The 15,248-nt window shown below is 66.5% G+C and carries 11 protein-coding genes and 1 pseudogene; 5 read left to right on the top strand and 7 right to left on the bottom strand.

Features of this window, described 5'->3' with window-relative positions:
• Positions 1–28: 28 nt before the first annotated feature.
• Positions 29–949, bottom strand: coding sequence for a non-homologous end-joining DNA ligase (ligD, locus tag IM760_RS00635; RefSeq protein WP_204426618.1), 921 nt, complete (start codon positions 947–949; stop codon positions 29–31).
• 17 nt (positions 950–966) lie between these two features.
• Positions 967–1,563 (bottom strand): DNA polymerase ligase N-terminal domain-containing protein, encoded by a 597-nt coding sequence (locus IM760_RS00630; protein ID WP_204426617.1) that lies wholly within the window; start codon positions 1,561–1,563, stop codon positions 967–969.
• A gap of 149 nt (positions 1,564–1,712) precedes the next feature.
• Between IM760_RS00630 and IM760_RS00625 the strand changes: the two genes are divergently transcribed.
• Entirely contained in the window at positions 1,713–2,543 is an 831-nt protein-coding gene (locus IM760_RS00625) for an HAD family hydrolase (RefSeq protein ID WP_204426616.1), read from the top strand.
• Positions 2,544–2,571: 28 nt separating this feature from the next.
• Here IM760_RS00625 and IM760_RS00620 read toward each other — a convergent pair whose 3' ends face one another.
• Positions 2,572–3,324: an SDR family NAD(P)-dependent oxidoreductase gene (locus IM760_RS00620; protein ID WP_204426615.1), complete on the bottom strand. Its 753-nt coding sequence runs from the start codon at positions 3,322–3,324 to the stop codon at positions 2,572–2,574.
• 151 nt (positions 3,325–3,475) lie between these two features.
• Between IM760_RS00620 and IM760_RS00615 the strand changes: the two genes are divergently transcribed.
• The gene (locus tag IM760_RS00615) at positions 3,476–4,906 is read left to right on the top strand and encodes an amidase (protein ID WP_228234548.1); all 1,431 of its coding nucleotides are present in this window, start codon (positions 3,476–3,478) and stop codon (positions 4,904–4,906) included.
• 126 nt (positions 4,907–5,032) lie between these two features.
• The gene (gene thpD, locus IM760_RS00610) at positions 5,033–5,968 is read left to right on the top strand and encodes an ectoine hydroxylase (protein ID WP_204426614.1); all 936 of its coding nucleotides are present in this window, start codon (positions 5,033–5,035) and stop codon (positions 5,966–5,968) included.
• Here the strand turns inward: thpD and mmsB are convergent.
• The 4 genes and pseudogenes from mmsB to IM760_RS00590 form a co-directional block, all read right to left on the bottom strand.
• Positions 5,949–6,842 (bottom strand): annotated as a pseudogene (mmsB, locus tag IM760_RS00605) (3-hydroxyisobutyrate dehydrogenase); the annotation flags it as partial. The gene thpD and the pseudogene mmsB sit on opposite strands and share 20 nt — an antisense overlap.
• Before the next feature lie 23 nt (positions 6,843–6,865).
• Positions 6,866–8,017, bottom strand: a complete 1,152-nt coding sequence (locus tag IM760_RS00600) for an acyl-CoA dehydrogenase family protein (protein WP_204426612.1) — start codon at positions 8,015–8,017, stop codon at positions 6,866–6,868.
• Between the two features lie 73 nt (positions 8,018–8,090).
• Complete coding sequence (locus IM760_RS00595) at positions 8,091–9,596, bottom strand: CoA-acylating methylmalonate-semialdehyde dehydrogenase (RefSeq protein ID WP_204426611.1); 1,506 nt, start codon at positions 9,594–9,596, stop codon at positions 8,091–8,093.
• Between the two features lie 46 nt (positions 9,597–9,642).
• Positions 9,643–10,953 carry a GntP family permease gene (locus IM760_RS00590; RefSeq protein WP_204426610.1) on the bottom strand — a complete coding sequence of 437 codons (1,311 nt, stop codon included), beginning with the start codon at positions 10,951–10,953 and terminating at the stop codon, positions 9,643–9,645.
• Positions 10,954–11,078: 125 nt separating this feature from the next.
• On the opposite strand from IM760_RS00590, the gene IM760_RS00585 reads away from it, so the two are divergent.
• A complete protein-coding gene (locus IM760_RS00585; RefSeq protein WP_239549528.1) occupies positions 11,079–12,008 on the top strand; it encodes an AraC family transcriptional regulator in 930 nt (309 codons plus the stop codon).
• Between the two features lie 73 nt (positions 12,009–12,081).
• Positions 12,082–15,246 (top strand): carboxypeptidase-like regulatory domain-containing protein, encoded by a 3,165-nt coding sequence (locus tag IM760_RS00580; RefSeq protein WP_204426609.1) that lies wholly within the window; start codon positions 12,082–12,084, stop codon positions 15,244–15,246.
• Positions 15,247–15,248: the final 2 nt, after the last annotated feature.

Genomic DNA, 15,248 nt, shown 5'->3' with positions numbered 1-15,248 from the left:
CGCCCGAATCGCCGCCGTGGGGCCAGGGTCAGCCCTGGTCCCACGCCTCCAGCGCCGCCTCCAGTTTATCGATGCCCGCCGCCGACCGGCCCAGGTCCGCCCAGGGGTCGTCCTTCTGCCCCAGGCGGCGGAAGGCGTTCTCCAGAGTGTAACGCCGGGGACCGATGGCGCGATCGTTCACCTCTTCCCAGTCCAGCGGCATGGCCACCGGCGCGCCCGGTTTGGCGCGCACCGCATAGGGCGCCACCGCGGTCTGGCCGAAGGCGTTGCGCATGATGTCCAGATAGAGGCGACCCCGGCGCTTGTTCTTGCGCTGCTCGGTGGTCAGCGCGTCCGGGTGGCGCGCGGCCAGATGATCGGCCAGCCGCCGGCAGGCCCGCCGCACCCGGTCAAAATCCGCGTCGGGCTTGAGCGGCGCCACCACGTGCAGACCCCGGGAGCCGGTGGTCTTCACGAACGGCGTCAGCCCCGCCTCGCGCAAGGCGTCACCGATCTGGTGGGCGGCCCGGCGTACCGGCGCGAAGTCGTCGCCGGGCGGGTCCAGGTCGAACACCAGTTGGTCCGGGCGATTCGGCCGGGCCGCCTGGCTCAGCCAGGCGTGCAGTGTCAGCGTCGCCTGGCTGGCCAGGTACACCAGGTCCGCGGCCCGCTCACAGAAGATGTGCGTCACTTCGCCAGTGTCGCCGCCATGGTCGATCCGTCGCGCCGGCAGCCAATCCGGGAAATGATCACTGCGATTCTGCTGGTAGAAGCCGCTTTCGCCGATGCCGTCGGGAAAGCGGTGCAGGGTCAGGGCCCGGCCGCGCAGGTGGGGCAGCATCAGCGGCGCCACCCGTTGGTAATAATCGGCCAGATCCGCCTTGGTCAGGCCGTCGTCCGGGAACAGCACCTTGTCCGGGTGGGAGAGGGCGATCCGTTCCCCGTCCACGTTCAGAATGGTATCGGTCATGCCGCGCTCCTGGTGAGTCACTCCTGATGGGCCGCCTTCTCGTCGCGGGCGATGCGCGCCAGGGTGCGGCCGCTCTTCGCCGACTTGTTCTGCGTCGAGGTGGGGTTGCGGCGGGCGTCGGCGTGCTCATCGTCCATTTTGATCAACAGCCATTGGGGCTTGTCGCCGTCGCGGAACCGCTTCAGAGCGTAGCCGCCTTGCAGCTTGTCACCGTCCAGCCAGATCTCCAGCAGGCCCTCCCGCCAGGCGTCGGCCATGCTCACCGGCGGGTCCTTGTCGGCGCGCAGATTGCGGTACTCGCCCCGGTCCCAGACCATCACGGTGCCGGCGCCGTAGTGGCCTTCCGGGATCACGCCTTCGAACTCCGCGTAGTCCAGGGGGTGGTCTTCCACCTGCACCGCCAGGCGCTTGTCCCGGGGATCGGTGGACGGTCCCTTGGGTACCGCCCAGGATTTCAGGGTGCCGTCGAAGGCCAGGCGGAAGTCATAGTGCAACCGGCTGGCGTCGTGTTTCTGAATCACGAAAACGGGCCGCGTGCCCCGGCCGCCGGCGGGCTCCCGGCTGGCGTCCAGGTCTCTTTTGCGGCGGTAATCGCCGAGCTTGTCCTTGCTCATGGTGCCTCCTCGGTCGTTGCCGAAGGCCCAGCATAGCGCCGGGGCGGCGGCGGAATCAGCGGGCAAGCGTAAAAAAGTTTCAATCCCGCGCGCTTCACGCCGGTTTGGGTTAAGGTCGTGGCGGTAGGGACAGCGAGGAGACCGCCACCTTGAGCATTCTGCAACTGCCCCATGCGCCGCCGTCGGTGGTGCTGATCGATTGGCACGCCACCTTGGTGGACACCCACGACGCCATGTACCACGCCGTGGACGACGTGCTGCCTCGTCTGGAGGAGTTGGGCCTGTGGGACCGGCTGCTGGAACCGGAAGCGTCCAAGACCCTGGAGGACGCCAAGCTGGTCAAGTACGTCCGCGAGCACCACAAACTGCACCCCAAGATCACCGCCCAGCGCAAGATCTCGCGCACCGACATTTTCGAGGTGCTGTTCGGCGCCGACGGCGACGCCAAGCGGCGTGTCCATCAGGCGTTCGACGCCTGCTACAAAAACTACGTGGACGAAGTGCACCCTCTGGAGGCGGACATCCGCCCGCAGCTGGAGCGGCTGCGCGCCGCCGGCGTGCCGGTGGGGGTGATCTCCAACCGCAAGCGGGATTTCTTCGAGCACGAGCTGCGCATCGTGGACGGCACCGGCTGGGAGGATCTGTTTGATGTCACCGTGTGCGGGGACGACGTGGAGAACCGCAAGCCGGCGCCGGACATGCTACTCAAGGCCCTCGACCAGCTTGGCCTGACGCCCGGCGAACATTGCTGGTACGCCGGGGACAGCACCACCGACGTGATCGCCGCCAAGGACGCCGGCGTCACCGCCATCTTCTACAACGGCGCCCACTGGCCACAGAGCTGGCTGGACAAAATCTTCCCCGGCACCGTCAGCCACCCGCACCGGCCGGACGCGGTGGTGGACAGCATCGGCGGCCTGACCCGGCTGGCCCGGCGCATGCTCGCCAATGGCAAACGGGTGGAGCGGGCGCGGGCCTGAGCCGGCCCGCCGCCGGGCGGACCACCGCTCAGGCGAGCACCTGGCCGCCGTCCACCACCAGGGTCTGTCCGGTGATCCAGCTGGCCAGATCGGAGGCCAGAAACAGGGCCACGTTGGCTACTTCCTCCGGGGTGCCGAGGCGCCCGAACGGAATGCCGCCGCGAATCCGTTGATAGAGATCCGGATTGTGCTGGCGGGCCTGATCCCAGACCCCGCCGGGAAACTCGATGGACCCCGGCGCCAGACCGTTGACGCGCACCCCGTGGGTCGCCATCGATACCGCCAGGCTGCCGGTGTAGTGGGCCACCGCCGCCTTGATGGCGGCGTAGGGGGCGGTGCGGGTGGAGGCGTGCAGGGCGGCGATGGACGCGATGTTGATGATCGAGGCCCCGGGCGTTTGTTTCAGATGGGGCAGGCAATAGTGGGCGGCGCGCACGGTGCCCATCAGGTCCACCTCGACGCTGCGCAGCCAGCCGTCCTCGTTGTCGTCGCGGCCAAACGCGGAGGCGCAGTTGACCAGCACATCCACGCCGCCCAGTTCCGCCAGCGCCGCCTCCAGATAGCCTTCCAGGGACGCTTTGTCGCCGATGTCGCAGGGCGCGGTGTGCAGGGCCAGGCCGTCGCCGGCGGCGTCCTCGCGCAGCGAATCCAGGGCGGCCTGGCCGCGGGCGCACACTGACACCCGGGCGCCGGCCCGGGCGAAGCCCAGGGCGATGGCCCGGCCGATGCCCTTGCTGCCGCCGGCGACGATCACCCGCCGGCCGTTGAAGTCGAAGTTCATCCGGTCTCTCCCGTTCCAAGAAAACCCGACTTTACGCCCAACCGGCACCGCCGGCAGCCCGGGATTGGCCCGTGCTGAATCTGGCACCATGGTACATTCAATGCCTTGCCGTCATCGAACACGACCCGAGAACAACAACAGGAGGGCCATCATGGGCACCCCGATGAGCGATCCGCGCCGCCGCCTGCACGCCTTTACCGACGACGCCCTGGGCGATCACGACGCCACCGGCCTGGCCGCGTTGATCGAGCGAGGCGCCCTGAGCGCCAGCGAAGTGACCGAAGCCGCCATCCAGCGCATCGGTCGCGTGGACCCGCAACTGCACGCGGTGGCCCTGGCGGCCTTCGAGCGCGGGCGCGGCGAGGCCGCCCGGCCAGGCCGGGGCGCCTTCGCCGGCGTGCCGACGCTGATCAAGGACAACATCGACGTGGCCGGCCTGGCCACCGGCCACGGTTCGGCGGCGGTGTGCACGCGACCGGCGGAGAAGGACAGCGACTTCGCCCGCCAGTTTCTTGCCCAGGGCTTCACCCTGCTGGGCAAGAGCCGCCTGCCGGACTTCGGCTTCAGCGCCAGCACCGAATTCATGGACCAGCCGCCCACCTGCAACCCCTGGCACACCGGCTATTCCTCCGGTGCCTCCTCCGGCGGCGCCGCCGCCCTGGTGGCCGCCGGCGCGCTGCCCATCGCCCACGGCAACGACGGCGGCGGTTCGATCCGCATCCCCGCCGCCTGCTGTGGTCTGGTGGGGCTCAAGCCCACCCGCGGGCGGCTGGTGAAGTCGGAAGCCTCCCAGGCGCTGCCGGTGGACCTGATCAGCGAGGGCGTGCTGACCCGCAGCGTTCGCGACACCGCCCGCTTCTTCGCCGCCGCCGAGCGCTATTACCGCAACCCCAAACTGCCGGCCATCGGCGACGTCACCGGACCCGGGCGGCGCCGCTTGAAGGTGGGGCTGGTGATGGACTCCATCACCGGCAGCGCCACCGACCGGGACACCCGCGCGGCGGTGGCGGACACCGCCCGGCTGCTGGCGGACCTGGGCCACCACGTGGAAGAGGCGCCGATCCCCCTGAAACCGTCCTTCATCGACGACTTCGTGACCTACTACGGGATGATGGCGTTCATGGTCAGCCGCTTCGGCGCCCGGCTGTTCGGGCCGGGCTTTCAGACGGAGCGGCTGGATGACCTGACCGTGGGGCTGGCCGGCTATTACCGGCGCCGCCTGTGGAAGACGCCGGCGGTGCTCTACCGCCTGCGGCGCACCTGGAAGGAGTACGCGGACAGTTTCCAACGCTATGACGTGGTGCTGTCGCCGGTGCTGGCGCGCACCGTGCCGGAGCTGGGCTATCTGAGCCCGACCCAGCCGTTCGAAACGCTGATCGACCGGCTGATCAAGTACGCCAGCTTCACGCCGGCCAACAACGCCTCCGGCAGCCCGGCGATTTCGCTGCCCCTGGGGGCCAGCGCCGAGGGGCTGCCCATCGGCGTGCAGCTGGCGGCGGTGCAGGGCGGCGAGCGCACCCTGCTGGAACTGGCCTTCGAGCTGGAGGCCGCCCGTCCCTGGCGGCGTATTCAGGACGGCTGACCGCGCCCCCTTGAAACGCTTTTGGGCGTCTTCATATTCACAATGCCAAGCCGGACCCGGGTCCCGGAGCCGGCTCTCATAGTGTTGCCAATCTGATTCTGATCCCAAATCTCAGGAGGTGATTTGATGTCAGTGCAGACGCAAGTCCGCCCCGCCCAGGCCGAGGCCCGGCGGCAAGATCCCTACCCCACCCGTCTCCCCCGTCGTCCGGACCTGCCCTGGCTGAATCGTCGCGAGCCCGTGGTCAAAGGCCGTGCCGAGGACGGTCCGCTGAGCGCTTCGCAATTGGATGAGTTCGAACGTCGCGGCTTTCTGTTCGAGCCCGGTTTCCTCGACGAACGCGAAGTGGCGGAGCTCACCGACACCCTGCATGAGTTATTGAGCCGCGAGGCGTTCCGAGGCCGCGAGTTCAGCATTACCGAGCCGGGCAGCGAGGAGATCCGTTCCTTGTTCGCGGTGCATTTGCTGTCCGAGCGGTTCCGCCGCTTGGCCGGGGATCCGCGCCTGCTGGGTCGCGTACGCCAGATTCTCGGCGGCGACGCCTACGTGCACCAGTCCCGCATCAACTATAAGCCCGGCTTTCACGGCAAGGGTTTCAACTGGCATTCCGACTTCGAGACCTGGCACGCCGAGGACGGCATGCCCGCCATGCACGCGGTGAGCGCCTCCATCGTGCTCACCGACAATCATGCGTTCAACGGTCCGCTGATGCTGATCCCGGGCTCCCATAAGGTGTTCGTGCCCTGCCTGGGCGAGACCCCGGACGACCATCACAAGCAGTCCCTGAAAACCCAGCAGTTCGGCGTGCCCGATAACCAGGTGCTCAGTGAACTGATCGAGCGGGGCGGCATCGAGGCGCCCACCGGCAAAGCCGGTGGTCTGATCCTGTTCGACTGCAACACCCTGCACGGGTCCAACGCCAATATGTCGCCGGACCCGCGCAGTAATGTGTTCTTCGTCTACAACCGCCGTGACAACGTCTGTGTGGCGCCGTATGGGGCCCGTCGTCGGCGGCCCTGGTTCCTGGCCCACGAGCCGGACGCTAGTCGTCCTTGCGCTTGAACAGGGCCAGGATGCTGGAGAAGTCCTTATTGCCGTAGCCCTGGTTGGCGTGGCTGGCGTACAGGCTGCGCGCCAGCGCGCCCATGGGCGTGGCCGAGCGGGTGGCGAGGGCCGCTTCCAGGGCCAGGCCCAGATCCTTGTTCATCAGATTGACGCCGAAGCCGCCGTCGTAATTGTTCGACGCCGGCACATTGGGCATCACCCCGGGCCACGGATTGTAGACTTCCAGGGACCAGTTGCCGCCGGAGCTGACGCGCATGATCTCGGACAGTACCTTCGGGTCCAGGCCGTGGTCGGCGCCCATTTGCAGCGCTTCGGCGGTGCCGATCATGTGCACGGCGAGCAGCATGTTGTTGCAGATTTTCGCCACCTGGCCGGCCCCGGGCGGGCCGGCGCGGAACACGTTCTTGCCCATGGCGTCGAGAATCGGCCGGGCCCGTTCCACCGCGTCCTCGCTGCCGCCACAAATGAACGTCAGGGTGCCGGCGCGGGCGCCGCCCACGCCGCCGGACACCGGGGCGTCGATCATCGCGAGACCGGACTCGGCGGCGGCCTCCGCCACCCGCCGGCTGGTGGCGGCATCGATGGTGGAGCAATCAATGATCAGGGCGTCCGGCTGGATGCGCGGCAGGATGCCGTCGTCGCCCAGGTACAGGCCGGTGACCGCCGCCGCCGAGGGCAGCATGCTGATCACCACCTCGGCGCCGGCCAGGGCGTCCGCCGGGGTGTCGGTGGTGTGCACGCCGCTTTCCTCGGCGGCCTCCCGCAGGGCGGGCACCGGATCGAAGGCGGTCACGTCGTGGCCGGCGGCGGCCAGATTGGCGGCCATGGGGCCGCCCATGTTGCCGACACCGAAGAAGCCGATTTTCATGTTTTTCTCCTTATCGAAGCGGGTCGTTACAGGAACGACAAATCCTTGAGCACGCGGCGGGCGATGATCACCCGCATGATCTCGTTGGTGCCTTCCAGAATCCGATGCACCCGGCTGTCGCGCACATAGCGCTCCAGCGGGTACTCCTTGATGTAGCCGTAGCCACCGTGCAGTTGCAGCGCCTGGTTGCAGACGTCGAAACACAGATCGGTGGCGAGCCGCTTGGCCATGGCGCAGTAGGTGCTTTTGTCCGCGTCGCCCTGGTCCAGCTTCCAGGCGGCCAGGCGCACCATTTGCTGCGCCGCCACCAGATGGGTGGCCATGTCCGCCAGGCTGAACTGGGTGTTCTGGAACTCGGCGATGGGCTGGCCGAACTGTTTGCGTTCACCCACGTAGCCCTGTGCCTGTTTGAGCGCGGCGGTGGCGGCGCCCAGGGAGCAGCTGGCGATGTTGACGCGGCCACCGTCCAGGCCGGCCATGGCGATGCGGAAACCCTGGCCCTCGTCGCCGATGCGCTGGTCCGCCGGTACCCGCACGTTCTCCAGGGTGATGGCCCGGGTAGGCTGGCTCTTCCAGCCCATTTTCTCCTCGTTGCGGCCGTAGCTGACGCCGGCCGCGTCCGCCGGGATCGCGAAGCAGGAAATGCCGCCGGCGCCCGGGCCGCCGGTGCGCGCCATCAACACCAGCACGTCGGTGTCGCCGGCGCCGGAGATGAACACCTTGGCGCCGTTGATCACATAGTCGTCGCCGTCACGCTTGGCGGTGGTACTCAGCGAGGCGGCGTCGGAGCCGGCGTTGGGCTCGGTGAGGCAGTAGGAGGCCAGCGCCTCGCCGCGGATCAGCGGCGCCGCCCAGCGTGCCCGCACCGCGTCGCCGCCGAAGCGGGTGAGCATCCAGGTGGCCATGTTGTGGATGGTGATAAAGGCGGTGGTGGAGGTGCAGCCGGCGGCCAGTTGCTCGAACACCAGCGCCGCGTCCAGCCGGCTCAGGCCCAGGCCGCCGTGTTCCTCGTCGCAGTAGAGCGCGCAGAACCCCAGCTCGCCGGCCCGGCGAAGGGTGTCCTTGGGAAACACACTGCCCGCGTCCCATTCGGCGGCGAACGGCGCCAGTGCCTTGTCGGCGAACTGGCGCGCCGTGTCCCGGAACGCCAGTTGTTCATCGGTGAAGGCGAAATCCACGTTTGATCCTCGCGGCTCGCGGCGGAAGCCGCTCCCACGGCACGGCCATTGTAGGAGCGGCTTCAGCCGCGATTCATTTCAGATTGATGGTCATGTTCGGGCCGCCGTGGGTGGCGTCCGGAATGTCGTCATCGAACCAGCGGCTGGTGACCGTCTTGGTCTCGGTGTAGAAGCGCACCGCCTGCTTGCCGTAGGCGTGCTGATCGCCGTAGAAGGAGCCCTTCCAGCCGGTGAAGCTGAAGAACGGCAGCGGCACCGGGATCGGCACGTTGATGCCCACCTGGCCCACTTCGATTTCGTGGCGGAACTTGCGCGCCGCCGCGCCATTGGCGGTGAAGATCGAGGTGCCGTTGCCGTAGGGGCTGTTGTTGACCAGTTCGATGGCCTCGTCGAGGCTGTCCACGCACAGGCAGCACAGCACCGGGCCGAAGATCTCTTCTTGATACAGCGACATCCGGGGCGTCACGTCGGTGAACAGGGTGGGGCCCACCCAGTGGCCGTCCGGCAGACCGTCCACGGTGCACTCGGAACCGTCCAGCAGGCAGGTGGCGCCTTCTTCCTTGCCCTGTCGGATCAGGGCCAGGATGCGGTCCCGGGCCTTGGCGCTGATCTGCGGGCCGTAGGCGGCCTGGTCGTCGTCCCAGGCGCCCGGGCGCACCGCCGCGAACTGGTCCTTCAGTTCGTCCACCCACTGTTTGGATTCGCCCACGAACACCGCCACGCTGATCGCCATGCAGCGCTGTCCGGCGGCGCCGCAGGCGGAGCCCACCAGATTGCTGAGCACCTGATCCTTGCGGGCGTCGGGCATCACCACCATGTGGTTCTTGGCGCCGGCGAAACACTGGGCGCGTTTCAGATGGTCGGTGGCGGTGCGGTACACATGCTGGCCCACCGGCACCGAACCGACGAACGATACCGCCTTGATTTCCGGGTGGGTGAGCAGGGTGTCCACCTGGGTCTTGCCGCCGTGCACCACCTGCAGCAGATTCTTGGGCGCGCCGGCTTCCAGGAACAGCTCGGCGAGCAGGTTGGGGGTCATCGGATCCTGCTCGGAGGGCTTGAGCACGAAGCTGTTGCCGCAGGCGATGGCCATGGGGAACATCCACAGCGGAATCATGGCCGGAAAGTTGAACGGCGTGATGCCGGCGCACACGCCCAGCGGCTGGGTCCAGGAATGGCTGTCGATGCCGCGGGCCACGTTCTCCACGGTTTCGCCCATCATCAGAGAGGCGATATTGGCGGCGTGCTCCACCACTTCGATGCCGCGCCACACGTCGCCCTTGGCGTCGGCGAACACCTTGCCGGTTTCCTTCGCCAGCACCCGGGCGATGTCGTCGTGGCGCTCCTTGAGAAGATGCTGGTAGCGCAGCATCAGCCGGGCACGCTCGGACACCGGCACCTCCCGCCACTCCAGAAAGGCGGCCTTGGCGGCGGCGATGGCGCGTTCCATTTCGTCGGCGGTGGCCGCCGGCGCCTCGCAAAGCACCTCGCCGGTGGCCGGGTTGGTCACCGGAATCCAGGTGTCGGTGCCGCTTTGCCGGAACTCACCCTGGATCAGTTGGGGCAGTCGGTTGCTCATAACGCTTTCTCCTAAAATTATTGGCCGTATTCGGAGGCCGGCGTCGTTACACCAGCGTATACAGAACCACCGCCATTACCAGCACCACCGAGGGTACCAGTACGCTGGCGATGAACACCGTCGGGTAGGCCCGTTGGTGGGTTTCCTTGCAGATGGCGCGGATGGTGGTCACCACATAGCCGTTGTGCGGCAGCGAATCGAGACCGCCGGAGGCGAGCGCGGAAATGCGGTGCATGGCGCCGTTATCCAGGCCCATGCCCTGGTAGATCGGCGCCAGAATCGGCAGGGCAATGCCCAGGCCGCCGGAGGCGGACCCGGTGATGCCGGCGATCACCGTCACCGCCATGGCCAGGCCGGCGTATTCCAGACCGGGCAGATCGGTGAGCACCGCCACGATCTCCTTGAACGCCGGCGTCAGCGCCGCCACCGCGCCGAAGCCCACCACCGCGCAGGTATTGGCGGTGGCCACCAGCGCATTGTCGGCGCCGGCGCCCAGGGTGCGCACGCGTTGGTGCAAGTGGCGATGAAACAGGGCGAAGCCGAGCACCAGGCTGGCGCCCATGGCCACCAGCAGCGCCTCCACGGGGCGCACGCCCAGGGCCAGCGACAGCAGATTGAAACCGCCCACCAGCACCAGCAAGGGTAACAGCGCCGCCCAGGTGGGCACCGGCGCGCCGTCGTCCCGGTCGTGCTGGCGCGCCGCCGCCGCTGGCGGGTCGAAGGTTTCGCCGGCGTTCACCGCCCGGCGCACGCAGCGGCGGATCGCCCAGGCGCCCAGCACCAGAATGGTGAGCGCGCAGATCACGCCGATCACGCCGCCGGCCACCGCGGTGGTGCCGAAATGCTCGGTGGGAATCAGGTTCTGTACCTCCGGTGATCCGGGCGAGGTCATGGTGAACGAAATCGACCCGAACACCATGGCGCCGGGAATAAAGCGGTGGGGCAGGTTGGCGTTCTTGAACAGCTCGAAGGCGATCGGATAGACGCTGAAACCCACCACGAACACGCTCACGCCGCCGTAGGTGAGGATCGCCGAGGCGCCCACCACCGCCATGATGGCGCGCTTCTCGCCGAACCAGCGGCTGGACTGGCGGGCGATGGCCTTGGCGGCGCCGCTGTCGTCCATCAGCTGACCGAAAATCGCGCCCAGCAAAATGGCCGGAAACCAGGTGGTGAAAAAGCCGGTGAAGCCGGCCATGTAACTGTCCAGCATGGCGTCGTCCAACGGCAGGCCGCTGCACACCGCCACCAGCATGGCGCACAGCACCGCGGAGATGATGATGTTGACGCCGCGCATGGTCAGCACCACCAGTAAAGCCAGGCCGGCGAACAGCCCGAGGAAGCTGGCTACAAGCATGAGCTCTCCCTTTTCTCGTATTGTTGTTCTGACGATGGCGCCCGAATGGGGCCGCCGTGTTTTTCAATTATTGCTATGGTGTACCACAGGCTTTTGGCGGATAAGATGGCTTTAATTGATAGGTAATGGACAAAATTGCGATGCACGGAACCGGTTCACAGGTGGAAACCTCCCAATGGCCGCTGCCGGAAAGCGGCCGGCGGGTGGTGATCCCGCCGGCGCTGGTGACGGAGCTGGCGGCACACCCGCTTTGCCGGGATTGCCTGCCCCACGGGGCCGGGTTCTATCCCAGCGCCGCCGGCCACCAGATGGACCGTGGCGCGCCCCGGGACCATCTGCTGATCTACTGCCTGGCGGGCTCCGGCGAAGCGGAACTGGAGGGCCGGCGCCAGTCGGTGGGCGCCGGTGACGTGCTGCTGTTCCGCGAGGGCCGGCCGCACCGCTACCGGGCCAACCCGGACGACCCCTGGACCATTTATTGGGCGCACCTGGGCGGCGACCGGGTGGACGACTATTTCGACGCGGTGCTGGACGGCCCGGATGCCTTCGTGGCGCCGGTGGGTCGCCATCCCCGCCTCACCGAGGACCTGGACGCCCTGCTGGCCACGGTCACCCGCTTTCGCGGCCACCACCTGATCTACGCCGCCAACCTGCTGAAAAGTCTGCTCAGCTACATGGCCTTGATGCGCCGCCAGCGCGAGGACCGCAACGACGCGCTGGACGTGGCCCGGGTGCAGGCCTGGCTGCGCGCCCGGCTCCATCAGCGGGTGGACCTGAACACCCTGGTGACCGCCACCAGCGACCTGTCGCGTTACCACTTTATCCGCGCCTACAAGCGCCAGACCGGCCAGACGCCGATGCAGGCGTTCCAGCATCTGAAGATCAGCCGCGCCTGCTACCTGCTCGACATCACCGACCTGAGCGTGGTCGACATCGCCCAGCAACTGGGCTTCGACGACCCCTACTACTTCTCCAGAATGTTCAAGAAAGTGATGGGCATGGCGCCCCGGGACTACCGGCGGGAACACCTGGCCGGCGGTCAACTTCCTACATAATATTGCGAATCATTATCACTTAGATTATCTTCCCCGGCGTCCTTACACCAAAGCGAACCTGGGGGAACCCGTCATGTATCAGCGATGCACGCGCTGGGCACGGCCCGTGGCCGTGGCTCTCTTTGTTGGCCTGCTGGCCGCCTGTGGCGGCGGAGGCGGTGGCAGTGGTGGTGGCGGCGAGGGAGGCGGCGGTGGCGCCGTGTCCGGCCGGGTCACCGACCCGGGCATCGCCGGCGCCCTGGTGAAACTGCAAAACGCCAACGGCAACGCCCTGGCGGTGCCGGTGCGCAGCGACGCGGACGGGGGCTTTCGCTTCGCGGTGTCGTCCGGCGCCAATCTGACCGGCGCCCGGGTGGTGGCCCAGGGCGGCGTGGATTCGCAAACCGGGCAGGACTTCACCGGGTTGACCCTGGTGGGGCCGGTGTCCGGCGGCAGTGGCCTGGCCACGCCGGTGTCGACCCTGGTGATGGCCCTGGTGGACGACGGCGCCGACCTGGGCGACGCCCGGCAGACCGTGGCCGGCTGGCTCGGCCTGGACGCCGACCGGGTGCTGGACGACCCGGCCACCGACGGCGACCTGCAACGCCAGTCCCTGAGGCTGACGCTGCTGGGCGTGGCCCTCAATCGGGAAAGCGCGCCGATGACCTGGCTGGTCGACGCCCTGCGCGACACCGGCGACCTGGACGCCGCCCGCGAGTGGCTGGCCACGGATCCCAACCTGACCGAGGCCAGCCGCCAGCGCGTCAACGGGCTGGCACAGGAATTCCAGGCCGTGGCCGGGGCCGCCACCGGTCAGGGCGCGGAGGCGGTGGTGGACGCCGCCAACCGCATCGCGGTGCGCCAGGGAATCGCCCTCTACCTGCGCGATGCGTTCGGACAAAGCGCGGAGGATGAGACCAGCCAGGCCAACATCGCCGCCCTGGCCGACACCCTGATCAGCGCCAACGGCGGCGCCGGCGTCCCCGCCGGCAGCGCGCAGATTCGTAACCTGATGCGCTATGTGCTGCAGAACTATCAGCTGGACCCGGACGCCCTCTCACACAGCGACTTCACCGTGCCCGCCGGTCTCGGCGCCGACAACGACATCGCCCGCCTTACTGGCCTGCGCGCCCTGGACCACCGCATTCCGCTCACCGACGCGGAAAAGCTCGGCATGGACAGCGACGCCCGCCGCGAATACTTCTACGCCTCCGACCTGTCGCCGTTCTACCGCGCCGAACGGCTGTTCGATGATGTGCTCGACGATCTGATTCTGGATCCGGTGTATGAAGACATCGCCGAAGGCTTGGCCTTTGCCGGCCAGGTTGAGGAGGCGAAAAGCATTCTACGAACGCGAGTATTTCAGCCATTCCTCCGCGCCAGGACGGCTCAGAGGATCGCGTACAGGCTTATCGAAACAGGATCGCATAACGAAGCGAAAGTGCTGGTTGACACTTCCCTTTCCGAATTGGACAGCATTATCGAGGCAAAAGGCCTGGAAAATCTGACTGCGCCGGAAGCCGACCTGTACAACTCGCTGGTACTCGACTATCGGCGGTTGGGGGAGATTGAGGCGTCGCAGAGGGCCATCGATAACGTGATCGATTACGTCTCTCTCTATGAGGGGCGCCCCTACCAGTCGGTGTATGGAAAGCTGCTGACGGCGATACGTGATAACGCGGAATTATCGGTAGAAAAAGCGATTGAAGAGAATCGGGTGGAGCCTTTTCTGAGCGATGCCATTCAGAGCGTCGATCTTTTCACCCGTTTTGTTCTTGGCACCGGATATCAGACCAACAGTGGTTGTACCCACTACAAGCTGCGAACTTTCTATCTGACCTATTCAGCCGGTTACTACTACGCGTTGGGCGCTGAACAGGAACTCAGAAACACCATTGATCTCTTCGAACAAACCAGGGCTTTGACACCCTGTAATCTGGAGCAGACGGACGTCTATGTGGAAAGAATGGCGGCGTACTATGTCGCGACCAATCAGGTGGACCGTTATCTTCAGCAGGTGGAAGAAACCATTACCGATCCGCGCGAAATCGACGATGCTTTGCAGAATATCAATGTCGGAGTCGCGTTTCAGGCAGTAGTGAGAGGAGAGCTTCAAGAGGCGCTTGACGGCTTGCGTCAGAAATACCCAGAGCCGAAAGAGTATCTGGCGTACCTGATCGATCAGTCGAAAACGGTGCCCGTACTCTCGGAGGCTCTCTACAGCAATGGCTACGTTCTGCTGGGTGATCAGGTAAGAGACGCAGCCTGGAATTTCTATCTTTCCGATGAATACCAGGATGCGTACGGCAATGATTACAATGCTTTGCTCGGTAGCGGTTGTATGAGGTTGGTTCAGTTCGCGGAAAGTTGGGATGACATTGATACGGCGCGCGACTGGATGGGCGATTGTGCATCAGTCGCGGATCAGGTTCTACAAAGTATCACGAACGCTGATGATCGGTTTGCCATTCTTTCCGGCGTTGCCGTTTACCAGAGTCGCCTGGGGCTGACCACCGAGGGTGCTCTCAGCATAGCGCGAGCGGAAAGCGAGACCGCCGCCATGTCGGGCAGCGTCTACGACAAAGCATTGCTGCGATTGATGTCGCTGGCGCTGGGTAACGATAACCTGAGCCTGGCACTCGACTACGGCCGCGAAGCGCAAACCCGCTACTTCCAGGACGCGGCGGGCGCCACCAACGACAGCACCCGCAGCGCGGCCATGTCCGGTGGTCTGTCGCTGGCCACCAGCCTGAATCAGGTCGCCGAACAGGCGGGCCGGATGGCGCTGCGCACCGGTGCGCTGACCGTTACCGACCAGCAGAACGTGGCGGACGCCCGGGCGGCGGCGCGGGACCTGATTCTCGGCAACGGTAACCAGCTGGGCGTGGCCAATCTGGCCGACGCGCAATTGTCCGACAGCTCGCGGCTGACCTATCTGAATCAGTCCGCACAGGTGCTGGCCAAGGCCCGCCATTACGACGAGGCGGTGGCGCTCACCGGGAAGAACGGCCTTTCCAACAACGACCGCAATCGGATGCTGCAAAGCATCGCCAAGGTAATGACCGGCGAAAACGATTTCGCCAAGGGCGCCATTGCGGTCCGGGATACGGACGGCGATGGTCGTCCGGACTTCTTCAATCTCGGGGTCGACGCGGAGGACATCGCGGCCAGCGCTTTGCAGCTGGATGACGACCTGGACGGAGATGGCATCACGGACGATGAGGATTCCACGCCCTTTTGCGCGTCCTGTGATGGCTGACC

Source organism: Alloalcanivorax marinus (assembly GCF_016906305.1).
Taxonomy (GTDB): domain Bacteria; phylum Pseudomonadota; class Gammaproteobacteria; order Pseudomonadales; family Alcanivoracaceae; genus Alloalcanivorax; species Alloalcanivorax marinus.
Note: the sequence above shows the minus strand (reverse complement) of the source record. Positions and strands in the feature narration are given on the sequence as shown.

Bases quoted from the DNA above. Each gene is read 5' to 3' on its own strand.
- ligD (WP_204426618.1), bottom strand. From the start codon at position 949: ATGACCGATACCATTCTGAACGTGGACGGGGAACGGATCGCCCTCTCC.
- IM760_RS00630 (WP_204426617.1), bottom strand. From the start codon at position 1,563: ATGAGCAAGGACAAGCTCGGCGATTACCGCCGCAAAAGAGACCTGGAC.
- IM760_RS00620 (WP_204426615.1), bottom strand. From the start codon at position 3,324: ATGAACTTCGACTTCAACGGCCGGCGGGTGATCGTCGCCGGCGGCAGC.
- IM760_RS00615 (WP_228234548.1), top strand. From the start codon at position 3,476: ATGGGCACCCCGATGAGCGATCCGCGCCGCCGCCTGCACGCCTTTACC.
- thpD (WP_204426614.1), top strand. From the start codon at position 5,033: ATGTCAGTGCAGACGCAAGTCCGCCCCGCCCAGGCCGAGGCCCGGCGG.
- IM760_RS00595 (WP_204426611.1), bottom strand. From the start codon at position 9,596: ATGAGCAACCGACTGCCCCAACTGATCCAGGGTGAGTTCCGGCAAAGC.
- IM760_RS00590 (WP_204426610.1), bottom strand. From the start codon at position 10,953: ATGCTTGTAGCCAGCTTCCTCGGGCTGTTCGCCGGCCTGGCTTTACTG.
- IM760_RS00585 (WP_239549528.1), top strand. From the start codon at position 11,079: ATGGACAAAATTGCGATGCACGGAACCGGTTCACAGGTGGAAACCTCC.
- IM760_RS00580 (WP_204426609.1), top strand. From the start codon at position 12,082: ATGTATCAGCGATGCACGCGCTGGGCACGGCCCGTGGCCGTGGCTCTC.